At 58.2% G+C, this 13,011-nt stretch carries 14 protein-coding genes; 11 read left to right on the top strand and 3 right to left on the bottom strand.

Going from position 1 to position 13,011, the window contains the following annotated elements:
• Nucleotides 1–307: 307 nt before the first annotated feature.
• The 9 genes from ACFFSY_RS10740 (at nucleotide 308) to ACFFSY_RS10700 (ending at nucleotide 8,514) form a co-directional block, all read left to right on the top strand.
• A complete protein-coding gene (locus ACFFSY_RS10740) occupies nucleotides 308–1,669 on the top strand; it encodes an ABC transporter substrate-binding protein (RefSeq protein WP_377493610.1) in 1,362 nt (453 codons plus the stop codon).
• Between the two features lie 104 nt (nucleotides 1,670–1,773).
• Complete coding sequence (locus ACFFSY_RS10735) at nucleotides 1,774–2,688, top strand: HAD family hydrolase (protein WP_377493608.1); 915 nt, start codon at nucleotides 1,774–1,776, stop codon at nucleotides 2,686–2,688.
• Nucleotides 2,648–3,718: an ABC transporter ATP-binding protein gene (locus ACFFSY_RS10730; protein ID WP_377493606.1), complete on the top strand. Its 1,071-nt coding sequence runs from the start codon at nucleotides 2,648–2,650 to the stop codon at nucleotides 3,716–3,718. The genes ACFFSY_RS10735 and ACFFSY_RS10730 overlap by 41 nt, the downstream gene beginning before the upstream one ends.
• A 1-nt stretch (nucleotide 3,719) precedes the next feature.
• Entirely contained in the window at nucleotides 3,720–4,592 is an 873-nt protein-coding gene (locus ACFFSY_RS10725) for a carbohydrate ABC transporter permease (protein ID WP_377493604.1), read from the top strand.
• Nucleotides 4,593–4,715: 123 nt separating this feature from the next.
• Complete coding sequence (locus ACFFSY_RS10720; RefSeq protein ID WP_377493710.1) at nucleotides 4,716–5,528, top strand: carbohydrate ABC transporter permease; 813 nt, start codon at nucleotides 4,716–4,718, stop codon at nucleotides 5,526–5,528.
• 27 nt (nucleotides 5,529–5,555) lie between these two features.
• Nucleotides 5,556–6,299 carry a glycerophosphodiester phosphodiesterase gene (locus ACFFSY_RS10715; RefSeq protein ID WP_377493602.1) on the top strand — a complete coding sequence of 248 codons (744 nt, stop codon included), beginning with the start codon at nucleotides 5,556–5,558 and terminating at the stop codon, nucleotides 6,297–6,299.
• Between the two features lie 14 nt (nucleotides 6,300–6,313).
• Nucleotides 6,314–7,174, top strand: coding sequence for a glycerophosphodiester phosphodiesterase (locus tag ACFFSY_RS10710; protein WP_377493600.1), 861 nt, complete (start codon nucleotides 6,314–6,316; stop codon nucleotides 7,172–7,174).
• A 96-nt stretch (nucleotides 7,175–7,270) separates the two neighbouring features.
• Nucleotides 7,271–8,125 (top strand): phosphotransferase family protein, encoded by an 855-nt coding sequence (locus ACFFSY_RS10705; RefSeq protein ID WP_377493598.1) that lies wholly within the window; start codon nucleotides 7,271–7,273, stop codon nucleotides 8,123–8,125.
• Between the two features lie 32 nt (nucleotides 8,126–8,157).
• A complete protein-coding gene (locus ACFFSY_RS10700) occupies nucleotides 8,158–8,514 on the top strand; it encodes an MmcQ/YjbR family DNA-binding protein (RefSeq protein ID WP_377493596.1) in 357 nt (118 codons plus the stop codon).
• 108 nt (nucleotides 8,515–8,622) lie between these two features.
• Here ACFFSY_RS10700 and ACFFSY_RS10695 read toward each other — a convergent pair whose 3' ends face one another.
• Nucleotides 8,623–9,381 (bottom strand): MBL fold metallo-hydrolase, encoded by a 759-nt coding sequence (locus ACFFSY_RS10695; RefSeq protein WP_377493594.1) that lies wholly within the window; start codon nucleotides 9,379–9,381, stop codon nucleotides 8,623–8,625.
• Between the two features lie 177 nt (nucleotides 9,382–9,558).
• Here ACFFSY_RS10695 and ACFFSY_RS10690 point away from each other — a divergent pair, with 177 nt between their 5' ends.
• Together ACFFSY_RS10690 and ACFFSY_RS10685 are read left to right on the top strand one after the other, a co-directional pair.
• Nucleotides 9,559–9,972 (top strand): Lrp/AsnC family transcriptional regulator, encoded by a 414-nt coding sequence (locus ACFFSY_RS10690; protein WP_377493592.1) that lies wholly within the window; start codon nucleotides 9,559–9,561, stop codon nucleotides 9,970–9,972.
• A gap of 235 nt (nucleotides 9,973–10,207) precedes the next feature.
• Complete coding sequence (locus ACFFSY_RS10685) at nucleotides 10,208–10,864, top strand: NADPH-dependent F420 reductase (RefSeq protein WP_377493590.1); 657 nt, start codon at nucleotides 10,208–10,210, stop codon at nucleotides 10,862–10,864.
• Here the strand turns inward: ACFFSY_RS10685 and ACFFSY_RS10680 are convergent.
• Both ACFFSY_RS10680 and ACFFSY_RS10675 read right to left on the bottom strand, forming a co-directional pair.
• Nucleotides 10,861–11,709: a LysR family transcriptional regulator gene (locus ACFFSY_RS10680; protein ID WP_377493588.1), complete on the bottom strand. Its 849-nt coding sequence runs from the start codon at nucleotides 11,707–11,709 to the stop codon at nucleotides 10,861–10,863. The two genes, ACFFSY_RS10685 and ACFFSY_RS10680, sit on opposite strands and share 4 nt — an antisense overlap.
• A 395-nt stretch (nucleotides 11,710–12,104) precedes the next feature.
• Complete coding sequence (locus tag ACFFSY_RS10675) at nucleotides 12,105–12,950, bottom strand: helix-turn-helix transcriptional regulator (protein ID WP_377493586.1); 846 nt, start codon at nucleotides 12,948–12,950, stop codon at nucleotides 12,105–12,107.
• Nucleotides 12,951–13,011 lie beyond the last annotated feature (61 nt).

The raw sequence follows: 13,011 nt of genomic DNA, 5'->3' as shown, positions 1-13,011 counted from the left end.
AGAGGGCGAAGTCCTCTGGTTCCCCTCTTCGGAGGGGGAAGGGGGAGGGACAGGGCGAAGTCCTTTGGTTCCCCTCGGCGGAGGGGGAAGGGGGAGGAGATTCCTTTGTTCATATATTCTTAGCAATTCGGTAACGCTCGTTTAATAGTTGTCCTGTAGTATTCATGGTGACAAGTAAATAACCAATCAAGGTTGGAGTTCACGGAGAAACCTGATCGGGCTGTAGGCGCTGGCGCCACAGTTCTGATTCAGGTTTCTTTTTGCTGCTCGCCCAACCTCAAGTTGGAAAAAGCGGAGGGTTTAGAAGATGAAAAAGAAGATTGCTAGCGTAACACTACCGGTAGCCATGTCCGTCCTCTTGGCGGCATGCGGAGGCGGCAACGGGGGGAACGCGGAGAATACCGGAGGTGCAACAGACGCGGGCAATAACGCTCAGACGGCCAGCGCCGCAGAGAATACCGCAAAGACGGAAGCAGGCGGCGAGAAGATCACCCTCAAATATTGGTACGCCTTCGGCGGCAAGATCGAGGAAGCGAAGAAAGAGCTCGTCAAGCGTTTCAACGAATCGCAGGACCGCATCGAGATCGTCGCCGAGCACCAAGGCGGCTACGATGATTTGCACGCGAAGGTGCAGGCGGCGTTCGCCGCGGGCAATGCGCCGGCGATATCGGATCTGGAGATCGCCTCGACCGGCGTATTCGCCCGCTCGGGCATGCTGCAGGAGCTGACCGAGCTCGCCGAGCGCGACAAGGACAAGGTGAAGCTGGACGACTTCAACCCGGGGCTGATGGGCAACGCCTACGTGGATGGCAAGCTGTACGGTCTTCCGTTCATGCGCAGCACGCCGATTCTATACAAGAACGTGACGATGCTCAAGGAAGCGGGTCTCGATCCGGCGGGGCCGAAGACGTGGGATGAACTGGAGCAATACTCCCGCACCCTCAAGGAGAAAGGCAAAGTCGGCATGACGATGCCGGCGGATATTTGGTACTACGAAGGGCTCGTGGCGCAGAGCGGCGGCACGATGCTGAGCGAGGACGGCAAGTCGGCGGCGTTCAACACGCCGGAAGGCGTGGCGCCGGTCGAGTTCTGGAAGAAGCTCGCGGGCGAAGGGCTGATCAAAATCCCGGTCGGCGACGAAGCGGGCGCGACGGCCGACAAGGACTGGTCCAACCAGCTGGCCGCGTTCAAATTCGGCTCCACGGCCGGCGTCTCCGGCAGCTTGGAGATCGCCAAAGGCAACAAATTCGAGATGGAGACGTCGTTCATGCCGGCGAACAAAAGCTACGGCGTTCCGACGGGCGGCTGCCAATTGGTCATCACCTCCAAGCTGGACGAAGCGCAGAAGGAAGCGGCATGGGAGTTCGTCCAGTTCATGACGACGGCGGAGAGCACCATCTACCAGCATAAGCATGTCGGCTACCTGCCTACGCGTCTCTCGGCGCTCGAGACGGATGAGCTGAAGGAGCACTTCAAGCAATTCCCGCAATATAAAGTCGCAGTCGATCAGCTGGAATACGCGAGACCGCGTCCGATGGAGACGGCTTATCCGGAGGTGGCGAGCATTCTGAAGACGGCGATCGAGAAAGCGATCCTCGATCCGAAGGTAACGCCGCAGGAAGCCTTGAATGAAGCGGCGGAGAAGGCGAATAAGCTCTTGTCCAAGTAATCTTCGACGTACACGATAGCAAACCGAGCGGGCAAGCGAGGCGGTACGCCTTGAGCAGGCGGGGCGCCTCGCCGCCGTGCGCGACATCAAACGGGGGTGCTCAGATGGAGCCGGAACACTGGTTGTCCGACCTTAGAGTCGTTATTTTCGATATGGACGGCACCCTGTACCAGGATCATACGTTCATGGAACGCTACATTCGCTATTTGCTGGAGAAGACCGCAGCCGAGCCGCATACCGAAGAGGCCGTCTCGCTCGGCATGGCGATCCTCGCCGGCAGCCATCCGGTGCAATGCGGACATTTCTACCATGCGGCAGACGACGCGGTGCTCGTGCGCGAAGCGGGACGCTTCGTGCGGGCGTTAAGCTGGGACGGGACGGAGCTTGCGCTTCGCGACGACATGGCTGCTCTAACCGCGGATGAAGCAGCGCTGCCGGAACAGCTCGTGCCGTTCGGCGATCCGTGGGGGATCGCGGCGGTCTTGGGCCTCCGCTACAAGCTGCCGGAGGAGAAGCGGCTCGAAGCGTTCCGGCGGGTGCGCGAGGAGATGGTGCGGGAGCCGTACCTTTTCCCCACCAGCCGCGGTCTGTTCGAGGCGCTCGCCGCGCTGACGGCGATCGAGAAGAAGGTCGTCATGACGAACACGTACTTGGAATCGGGGCTGGCGTTTCTTCATCATATGGAGATCCATCATCTGTTCGACGAAGTATATTGCGGAGCCGAGAAGCCCGAGGGCATCGCCCGTTATATAACGGTTCTGCTGGCGCAAGGGTATAAGCCGGAGGAGATCCTGTCCGTTGGCGATAACGGCTGGAACGATCTGGAGCCGGTCCGCCGGCTGGGGGGCCGCACGTGCCTGATCTCCCCGTATGCGAGCGCGGAGTCTTCGCGGTGGGATCTCCGGTTCACGAAGCTGGATGAGCTGGAACGGCTGCTGCGCCGGATTCAGCAGGCAACGACAAGGAGGGCGGCAGAATATGGCCAAGATCGAGCTGATCAACATTTGCAAGAAATATAAGGACGAGACGGTCATCGACGACTTGAATCTGACGATCAAGGACGGGTCCTTCACCGTGCTCGTCGGTCCGAGCGGCTGCGGCAAATCGACGACGCTGCGCATGATCGCGGGCCTCGAGAGCGCGACCGGCGGCGAGATCCGCATCGGCGGCAAGCGCGTCAACGACACGGCGCCCGGCCACCGGGACGTGGCGATGGTATTCCAGAACTACGCGCTCTACCCGACGATGACCGTACGGGGCAATATCGAATTCGGACTGAAGAATCGCGGGGTCGCGAAGGCGGAACGCGAGAAGCTGATTAGCGAGATCGCGGAGATCGTCGGTCTCGATCAGCTGCTGGGCCGCAAGCCGCAGCAGCTCTCCGGCGGCCAGCGGCAGCGGGTGGCGCTCGCCCGCGCGATGGTGAAGAAGCCGAAGGTGTTCATTCTCGACGAGCCGCTCTCCAACCTCGACGCCAAGCTGCGCAACCAGATGCGGACGGAGCTCATTCAGCTGCACCGGCGCCTTGGGACGACGTTCGTCTACGTGACGCACGATCAGGTGGAAGCGATGTCGATGGGCGACGAGATCGTCGTCATGCATAAAGGCGTCATTCAACAGGCTGATTCGCCGATGAAGCTGTACCACGACCCGGCTAATCTGTTCACCGCCCAGTTCATCGGCACGCCGGCGATGAACGTGCTGGATACGCGCGATGCGGCGGGGCTTGCGCTCGAGAGCGAGAGCACGGTCGCGAAGATCGGTTTTCGGCCCGAGCAGGCGCTATTCGATTGGGGCGGCATGCACGAGGGCTACCGGCTGACGGGCGAAGTCATGACGCGAGAGAGTCTCGGCGCGGAGAACATCTATCAGATCAAGGCGCCCGGCGGCGCGTTCTTCGTGAAGACGTTCCTCGAGCCGCTGCGCGAGGAATCGACCGTCAGCGTCGTCATCCCGTACGACCAGCTGTATTTCTTCGGGCCGGACGGCAAGCGCCTGTACGGCGTGCGCGTTCACGAGCGGCAGCTCGCGGCGGCCGGAGGAGCGTAACATGACCGTCTGGGAGAAGCTGCGTCCGTATGGCATGGTTGCGCCGTCGATCATCATTTTCTCGATGTTCTTCATCTATCCGATCTTCTACATGATCTACTTGAGCTTCTACGACTGGAACTTCGTTAGTCCGGACAAAACGTTCGTCGGGCTGCAGAACTTCAAGGATCTGCTCACCGATGAGGATTTCCGTCAGGTGCTGTCCAACACGACGCTTTATACCTTGATGACCGTGGCGCTGACGACCGGCTTGTCGCTGCTGCTGGCCTTGTGGCTGAACCGCAAAGGGGTGTTCCACGCGTTCGTGCAGGGCGCGATCTTCAGCCCGCATATCATCTCGCTCGTCTCCATCTCGCTCTTGTGGAGCTGGCTGATGGACCCGGAGTACGGGCTGCTGAACTGGGTCATCGGGCTGTTCGGCTTCGAGAAGCTGCAGTGGCTGTCGCATCCCGGCACGTCGCTCGCGTCGCTCGTCATCGTGGCGGTGTGGAAGGGAATCGGCTACAATACGCTCGTCTTCATCGCGGGCTTGCAGAGCATACCCGCCGACATCTACGAAGCGGCAGCGCTCGATCAATCCAAGCCGTGGACGACATTCCGCCGCATCATTCTGCCGATGCTGTCGCCGACGATTTTCTTCCTTGTCATCATCAACATGATCGGCTCGTTCCAGGTGTTCGAGACGATCGCGATCATGACGCAGGGCGGACCGATCAACTCGACGAACACGCTCGTGTACTACATTTACGAGAATGGCTTCCGTTTCTTCAAGATCGGGTACGCCTCGGCGGCGGGCGTCATTCTGCTCGCGATCGTCGGGCTGCTCACGATCGTCTACTTCCGGCTGCTGTCCAGCCGCGTTCATTACCGTTAGAAAGTGGTGAAGCAAGTGAAAGCAACCAAATCCGGCATTCTCGCCGAAAGCGGCGACGCGGCGCTCTCCCGGAGCATGGAGCGGAGCGGGGAGACGCAGGCCGCTCTGGCACGCGCCGGCCGCATGGCGCTGCGCGTGCTCAACGTCCTGTGCCTGCTGCTGCTGGTACTCGTGTTCGCGATGCCGTTCGGCTGGATGCTCTCGACGTCGCTGAAGACGCTGCCGGAGACGATGATTTTCCCGCCGGCGTGGATTCCGAAGCAGCCGGTCTGGGAGAACTATGCGGAGGCGTGGAATACGGGCCCGTTCTTGAAATATTTCCTGAACAGCCTCATCGTGGCCATCGGCATTCTGATCTGTCAGGCGCTGACGATCATCCCGGCCGCTTACGCGTTCGCCCGTTATCAATTCATCGGCTCGAAGCTGCTGTTCAGTGTCGTCATGGTGACGCTCATGATCCCCGCCCAGCTCATCTTCCTGCCGGTCTATCTGGAGCTGAGCGCCTTGAAGCTGCTCAACACGCACTTGGGACTTATCCTTCCGTTCGCCTCGAGCGCCTTCGGTATTTTCCTCTTGCGCCAAGGGTTCATGCAGGTGCCGGAGGAGCTGATCGAAGCGGCTCGCCTCGACCAAGCCAGCGAGTGGAAGATCATCGTCCGACTCATGGTCCCGCTGGTGAAGCCGGTGCTGGTCACGTTCGCGCTGTTCAGCTTCATCGCGCATTGGAACGACTACTTCTGGCCGCTCGTCATGACGACGAACGAGGCCGCCCGCACGCTGCCGCTCGGCATCGCGAAGATACGCGAGGTAGAGGGCGTGGCAACGTGGAACACGCTGATGGCGGGCAATCTTATTCTCGTCGCGCCGATACTCGTCGCCTTCTTCTTCTCGCAGCGTCACATTATCCGCGCCTTCGTCTACAGCGGCGTGAAATAACCCCATTACAGAAAGGTTGGATGAACCATGACCGTCATCGTCTCGCATCGAGGCTGGTCGGGCGCCGCGCCCGAGAATACGATGGCCGCTTTCGAGCTGGCCCTGAAGGAGCCTGCGATCGATTATATCGAGCTGGACGTGCATCTGTCGGCGGACGGCGTGCCGGTCGTCATTCACGATCATACGCTGAACCGGACGACGAGCGGCAAAGGTCCCGTGCGCGAATCTTCGTACGCGGAGCTTGCGCAGCTGGACGCCGGCAGCTGGTACGCGCCTGAATTTGCCGGGGAGCGAATTCCTTCGCTCGAAGACGTGCTGGAGCTGTGCAAGGGCCGCGTCCATCTGGCCGTCGAGCTGAAGACGATGGGCGAGCTGAACCGGGGGCTGGAGGAGAAGGTCGTCTCGCTGATCCGGCAGCACGGCATGCAGGAGCAGGTCGTCCTCTCGTCCTTCGACCACGATTCGATGAAGCTGGCCCATGAGCTTGCGCCCGAGATCGCGACCGGGCTGATCCTCCTCGGCAAGCCGACGCTGCTGCTCGAGCAGCTCGCGTTCACCGGTGCGACGAGTCTCTCCATCCACCATGGGTTCGCGACGCCGGAGCTGCTCGCGCAAATGGCCGAAGCAGGCATTGATGCCGGCGTGTGGACCGTGGACGATCCGGAGCTGCTGGAACAGCTGGTCGGCCGTTACCCGGATCTGCGGATCACGACGAACTATCCGGACCGGCTGCTCGCGGCGATCAGCGCTCAAGCGGCGAGCGTACGCTAACGGAGGCGTAAGACGTGACACGCCGAGCCAAGCGGATGTCGCTGCTGCGCGCGGGGGCGGCGGGACTGGCGGCCGCCGCGGCTTTGCTCATCCTGACCTCGTTCATGCTGTCGCCGCGCCTGTCTGGAGGGATCCCGATCATCGCGCATCGGGGAGCCTCCGGTTACGCGCCGGAGAACACGATGGCCGCCTTCGAACTGGCCATCGAGATGAAAGCCGATTATATCGAGCTCGACGTGCACCTTAGTAAGGACGGCGAGCTGGTCGTCCTCCATGACGAGACGCTGGAGCGGACAACGGACGGGGTTGGGCCGGTGAAGGATCGCACATGGGCGGAGATTAGCAGGCTCGACGCGGGAAGTAAGTACGACCCGGCTTATCGAGGGGAACGAATCCCGCTGCTGCGCGAGGTGTTGGACCGCTTCGCAGGGCGAATCGGCATTCTGATCGAGCTGAAGGAGACGGCGTCCTATCCGGGGATCGAGGAGAAGCTGGCACAGCTGATCGAAGAATATGACGTCGCCGTGATCGCTGCTCAGGAGGGGCAGGCTGCGCCGATCATGATCCAGTCGTTCGAGCGGGAGTCGATCCGCTATCTGGCCGAGCGGCTCCCGGACATCCCGCGGGCGGTGCTCATCCATCCGGACCAGCACCCGCTCTCGCCAGACACGCTAGCGGATCTGGCGTCGTACGCGGACTATATCAACTGCAATTACGAGGTGCTGGACCGCAAGCTCGTCCGGGACATTCATGCGTTAGACCGCAAGGTGATGGCGTGGACGCTTCGCGATGAGCGGGAGATGGAGCGCGTCGCGCGGCTGGGCGTGGACGGGATGATTACGGATTATCCGGTGTGGGGGAATGAGGGAAAGTAGGGTTAGGAGAAGGCTATGGATGAGGGGGAGCCTCGTCTGTAGCCTTTTTTTAGTCTAGATGACGTACGTTAGTCTTATGAAATACCAGCATATGGTATGATGGGGCTGAAAGAGCGCAGTCGAAAAAGTAGCGGAAAAGGGGTCGTCGCGATGAGGATCGGCCAGCTCCTGGGTGTCGGGAACACGGCGAATGTCTTCGAATGGGGAACAAGCGAAGTGATCAAAATTTTTCATCTTGAGGAGAATGCGCGCGAGGAAGCGATGAAGGAAGCCCGAAATGCGGAAATCGTAGACCGGCTTTCAATAAAGGCGCCTCGGTTCTCCGGGTTGACGGAATATGAGGGAAAGACGTGTCTCATCTACGAGAAGATCGAAGGGCAGACGATGCTGTCCTCCATCGAGCCAACCGAGTCTAGCGTCTCCGACTGTGCCAAGCTAATGGCCCAGCTCCACATCGAGTTACACGAGGTTCAGACTGACGTCCAATCGAATTTACGAACCCAATTGTCCGCCAACGTGATTCATTCAGAGGTCATGACGGAACCGGAAAAAGTCATTGTGCTCGACATGCTGGAGACCTTACCCGAAGAGCAGACTTTATGCCATTACGATTTCCATCCGGGAAATATCATCCTTTCGCCGAACGGGCCAATTATTATTGATTGGATGAACGCGTTGGTCGGACATCGGCTCGCGGATGTTGCCAGAACATACATGATGATCGACTCGCGCGCCGTGCCACCGCATGCTCCGGCTTGGCTAACGAACAGGGCGCTGCGCGTTCTATTCGCCGAAGCCTATTTAGGCGAGTACGAAAGGATTTCCGGAATGGACCGAGGCACGCTTGAGGAGTGGTTCGTGCCCACCTTTGCGGCTCGCATACGCGAGTTACGGGGAGAGGAACAAGCCGAGATTGTCACCCGGCTGCGATCGGCGATCCAGAAAGGCTGAAGTCTATGAATAGTTCGGAGAGGAGCGGACAAATGGAAACGAAGGAAGCCATTCGTCAAATCGCGCTTTCGCTGCCGGGCGTCGCGGAGAGCGTCTCCTACGGCACGCCCTCGTTCAAGCTGAAGGACAAAATGCTGGCGAGGCTCCACGAAGACGGCCAGTGTCTGGTGTTAAAGATGGACGTAGAAACCCGCGATTTCTTCCTGCAGGCCAATCCGGAGACGTATTACATAACGGATCATTATCGGGGGTACCCCTATGTATTGGTGCGTCTTGCCGGAGTCGATCTCGATGAGTTGAGGAGTCATTTTCGCAAGCTTTGGACGGAACATGCGCCGAAAAAACTCCTGCGGCAATTTAGCTCGGACGGGGAAAGCAATGGCGCGTAAAGCACGACTGTTAGCCCAATACCTCTAACGATAAGAGGCCGTCCCGGCGTCATCCTAGATGGCGTGTTCGGTACGGCCTATTGCTTATCAATTGAAACGTTTCACTCTTTAGAACACGTACGATTCCCCATCCTCCGGAACGAGCACGCTCGCTGCGATGCCTTTCTCCGCAACAAAATCTCTTAATTCCGCTCTCGACAACGTCCAGTGATTGACGGCTTCCATATGGATGGACACGATCTTGGCATCCGGCGCCGCCTTGTGAACTTCGTAGATATCATCTTTGCCCATGACGAGCGAGCCGCCTTGAAGAAACTGATTATCCCCGCCGTTGACCGCTATGATGTCGGGACGATGCAAGGCGATCTCTTCGTGAATACCTTCGTACCACACCGTATCGCCCGCGACATAGAGCGTCTTCTCGCTCGGGTGCTTGAACACGACGCCGCTGACAGGACCCATGAGTTGGACCAGCTCGCCTCTGCCGTGCTCGCCTTTCGTCTTGCTCAGCTGGATGCCCTCGAAGACTGTATTCGCTTGAAGTACCTCGACGTGAAGGAACCCGGCTTTGCGTACTTCGACCGCATCGTCTTCATTTTGCACGAACAAGGGGAGGTGTTTGGGCAATACCGCTTTGGCCGCCTCGTCGAAATGGTCCCGATGGAGATGGGTTACAATGACCGCGTCTGCCTTTATAATAGTGTCGATGGGAAGCGGCAGGTCGACGAGCGGATTCCGCTGATCTTGACGGATCGAATCGGCGAGAGGCGGGTAAGCGCCTTTCTCCCCTAATAGAGGATCGATGAGGAAGGTTCTCCCGGCATACTCGACGATTAGCGTGGCGTTTCTAATTTGCGTTACTTTCATGTGATCAGCTCCTTTTCTTTCATGACCTAAGTGTATACGAGGAGCCGGTTGCCGTTACATAGAACAAATCAAGTCATTCGCGCGATTGGCTTGATTTTTGAAAGTGTTAATGCCGTATCGCCAGATCCCCCTCTGCGAACGGAGAGATCCTGCTTATTCGATAAAGGACGTGATGGCATGTTAGATCAAACCGATATACGCATATTAGAGGAGTTGTCGCTGAACAGCCGAATTACGATGAAGGAGCTGGGCGAGAAAGTCCATCTCACCGGCCAAGCGGCTGCGGCGCGGGTCGCTAAGCTGGAGGACAACGGGGTCGTCGAAGGTTATACGATTAAAGTCAATCAAGCCAAGCTCGGGTGCTTCATGCACGCGTTCATTACGATTTTCACCAAAAGCCTCCAGCACGAGCCGTTCCTCTCCTTCATCAAGACGCAAGAGAACCACGTGCTGCGAAACTATAAAATCAGCGGCGATGGATGTTACCTCCTGGAGTGCCGTTTTCCGTCCAACGAGGTGCTCGATGAGTTCCTGGTACGGCTCAACGAGCATGCGAATTACAAGATTACGATGGTCATTAAGCAGCAGTGAGGATGCGCCGGAGCAAAGAATGACCGCCATCGGTTAATCGACGGATTTTGCGGCCATGATCGGTTTACAGCTAAGCACCCGAACAGGGTGCTTTTTTATGCTCGGGAAATCGTCGTTGCCTCCGTTGCATTCTCCAGCGCCGAAACCAAAAGTGGGAGGGGGACGAAATCGCGGAACTTCGAAGGGCGCTTTTTCTCTGATAAGCTGAAATCAATTCAAAGGAGGAGTGATTACGATGAAAAAAATCAGCGTACTGGGCACGGGAAATATGGGTAAAGCGTTGGTGAAACAAGCGGCGGCGAATTTGGAGGGGCAGGTACTGTGGGGATCGCGCAATCCCGAAGCAGCGGCGGAGCTCGCTAAGGGCTTCAGACAGGAACGCATCGTCACTGGCACGTATGAAGACGCGCTGCAGGCGGACATCATCATTCCGGCTTTCCCGGCCGCGGCGATATTGGAATGGGCGGAGGCGAACCGCGAGCAGCTCAAGAACAAAATCGTCGTCGATATCGCCAACCCGTTCAATGCCGACTTCAGCGGATTCACGACGTCTTGGGGCGAGTCTTCCTCCGAACGGTTGCAGGCTCTACTGCCGGAATCGATCGTCATCGGGGCCTTCAAGAATACGTTCTTCCAGGTATTCGAGCAGCCGGAATTCCAGGATCGCCAGAGCGACGTGCTCGTTACCGGGGACGACGAAGATGCGGTGCAGCAGTTCATCCAGCGGTTCAACCCGCTTCCGTTCCGTTTCCTGCATGCCGGCCCGCTCGCCAATAACCGGACGATCGAACGGTTCACGCTGCTGGAGCTGGAGCTGGCCGTCCGCTATGGCACGTATCCGTATATTTCGCTTCAAGTGTTCGGCATCCCGGAAGCCGTCCCGGTGATTTAACGGAGCAGCTGGACCATCTTCTTGCCTTTCTGCCGGTTCGTGCTAAAGACGGCGATCGTTCGCACGGCATCCGGATGTCCCAAAGGAACGCCGACTAAACGATCGGCAGGCAGCGTGCTCATATGAGATTCCGGCAGCACGGTCAGTCCCGCGCCATGGTCCACGTAGCCGAGGATGACTTCTTTGAAGCTCACCTCGGTTTTGATTTGCATCGGAAGATGCAAGGCCAGGAATAGATCCGTCAATTTGGCTCGAATGGTGCAGCCCTCCGCATACAGAACGAGAGGCTCGCCGCTCAATTCGTCCAACGTGACGGCTGTTTGGGCTGCGAAAGGATGTCCCTTCGGCACGACCGCGAATAACGGCTCCCGATGCAGATCCCCCATCCATAACGCCGGATGCATGGAGATACGCTCGGCCACGAGCAGATCCACTTCTCCGTTCATCAACATGCGATAGGCCTCCGCCGTCGACTGCCGATAGATTAATTCCGCCTGATGGCCTTGAGCCTCCAACTTGTGGAGGGAGGGCAATAGATACCGGGAAGCGATGTCCGGCACCGTCCCGATCCGAATTTGCTTCCATACCTTGTAGGGCTCAAGCGCCTTCGTTAGTACCGATAGCTGATCGAGCAGCGCCGTTGAAGCGTCGAACAACACCTTCCCGGCGTCCGTTAGCTCCACCCCTTGCGAGGAGCGGGTGAACAGCTGGACGTCGAACTGCTGCTCCAAGCTGCGCACTTGCTTGCTGAGCGCGGTATGCGTAAGATGCAGCGATTCGCTCGCTTTCGCGATGCTTTTGGTACGGGCCGTCTCCATGAAGCCGATGAGAAAATCCGTGTTCACGATTCAAGCTCCTTCCGGGAAGATAGTGGTTGGATGAGAAATCCATGTCGTAGATTGGTCGTTTTTCCATAGATCTACTATAATATAGAACGCACAACAAGCGCATTAAAGGCGGTGATTCTATTGGAAAGTTACTATGAACTAGCTTCTTATACGGATGCATCACCCATGGCGCATCCCCTCTGCCTTCCTAACAATGTTGTCAGGTTAAATGATATTAAACGGGTGAATAGCAGCCGGAGAGTTGGTGTGGAGATGGAGCAGCGGCAGCGGTCGCCTTTGTCTTCGGATTTCTCCCCAGACCAACCAAATTCAATGAAATCCGAAGACAACAGCGAGTGAAAGCCCACACCAACCGGAGGCCGCGAATTTTTACCCGTACGATTTTTTAACCCCTAATCCTGATGCAGCCCCCGAAAATCCAGCGGCGTCATCCCTTCTAACCGCCGAAAGCATTTGCTGAAATAACTCGTCTGCGAGAAGCCCGTCTCGAGCGCGATCTGTTTGACGGACAATCGGGTGGAGGCGAGCAGCCGTTTCGCCTGGAGCATGCGGGCTTCCAGCACGAACTCCGGGAACGACATGCCGAACGCGGCGCTGAATCTGCGGCTGAAATAATGCGGACTATAGCCGGCGATCGCGGCCGCTTCCTCGAGCGTGAAAGGCATATGGCAGTGCGCGCGCACGTAGTTCGCGGCCGCCCGGATTTTGTCCGCCGCCAGATTGACCGGGACGTTCAGCTGCGTCGCCATCGCCTGCAGTCGGGTCAGCAGCTCGTACAGCGTGCCGGCCGTCGCGTATTCATCCTCCACCTCGTACGTTCTTCCCAAGCCAAGCAGCCGCTCGACCAAGGCCGCGATCGAGTCCAGCTCCGACAGACCGAACAGCCATGGCTCGTCCAGTCCCTTCCCGTTCAGCAATTCCTCCAGCCGTATGCCGTAGAAATGCACCCATCGAATGTCCCACGGTTCGCGCGCATCCGCATAATACCGCTGCCGAAGACCCGGACCGTAGAGGAAGCCTTGCCCGCGTGTCAATTCGTACGTCGTGCCCGCTTCCTGTACATATCCTTTGCCTTCAAGCACGATGTGCAGATTATAATAGCGATCCAAATTGACGTCCGTAGTGGCGAATTCCCGATTAACGGCGTGATCGGGAAAGTCGCTGTAGCCGCCGATGAAATCCGGGAAGCAGACATGTCGCGGGAAGATCGGCTTCGGCAGAAATATGTGTTCCTTCATGAGACGGTCCTCCGATAGAAACGCAAAATTTTTCAAGCATGATTGATCTACCCGACATTAT

Source organism: Paenibacillus aurantiacus (assembly GCF_042431225.1).
GTDB lineage: Bacteria > Bacillota > Bacilli > Paenibacillales > Paenibacillaceae > Paenibacillus_Z > Paenibacillus_Z aurantiacus.
The sequence above is the reverse complement of the archived record's forward strand: the minus strand, read 5'-3'. Positions and strand labels throughout refer to the sequence as shown.

What these genes read in the sequence shown, in the direction of transcription:
- ACFFSY_RS10740 (WP_377493610.1), top strand. Translation starts at nt 308, where the DNA reads ATGAAAAAGAAGATTGCTAGCGTAACACTACCGGTAGCCATGTCCGTC.
- ACFFSY_RS10735 (WP_377493608.1), top strand. Translation starts at nt 1,774, where the DNA reads ATGGAGCCGGAACACTGGTTGTCCGACCTTAGAGTCGTTATTTTCGAT.
- ACFFSY_RS10730 (WP_377493606.1), top strand. Translation starts at nt 2,648, where the DNA reads ATGGCCAAGATCGAGCTGATCAACATTTGCAAGAAATATAAGGACGAG.
- ACFFSY_RS10725 (WP_377493604.1), top strand. Translation starts at nt 3,720, where the DNA reads ATGACCGTCTGGGAGAAGCTGCGTCCGTATGGCATGGTTGCGCCGTCG.
- ACFFSY_RS10720 (WP_377493710.1), top strand. Translation starts at nt 4,716, where the DNA reads ATGGCGCTGCGCGTGCTCAACGTCCTGTGCCTGCTGCTGCTGGTACTC.
- ACFFSY_RS10715 (WP_377493602.1), top strand. Translation starts at nt 5,556, where the DNA reads ATGACCGTCATCGTCTCGCATCGAGGCTGGTCGGGCGCCGCGCCCGAG.
- ACFFSY_RS10705 (WP_377493598.1), top strand. Translation starts at nt 7,271, where the DNA reads ATGATGGGGCTGAAAGAGCGCAGTCGAAAAAGTAGCGGAAAAGGGGTC.
- ACFFSY_RS10700 (WP_377493596.1), top strand. Translation starts at nt 8,158, where the DNA reads ATGGAAACGAAGGAAGCCATTCGTCAAATCGCGCTTTCGCTGCCGGGC.
- ACFFSY_RS10695 (WP_377493594.1), bottom strand. Translation starts at nt 9,381, where the DNA reads ATGAAAGTAACGCAAATTAGAAACGCCACGCTAATCGTCGAGTATGCC.
- ACFFSY_RS10690 (WP_377493592.1), top strand. Translation starts at nt 9,559, where the DNA reads ATGTTAGATCAAACCGATATACGCATATTAGAGGAGTTGTCGCTGAAC.
- ACFFSY_RS10685 (WP_377493590.1), top strand. Translation starts at nt 10,208, where the DNA reads ATGAAAAAAATCAGCGTACTGGGCACGGGAAATATGGGTAAAGCGTTG.
- ACFFSY_RS10675 (WP_377493586.1), bottom strand. Translation starts at nt 12,950, where the DNA reads ATGAAGGAACACATATTTCTGCCGAAGCCGATCTTCCCGCGACATGTC.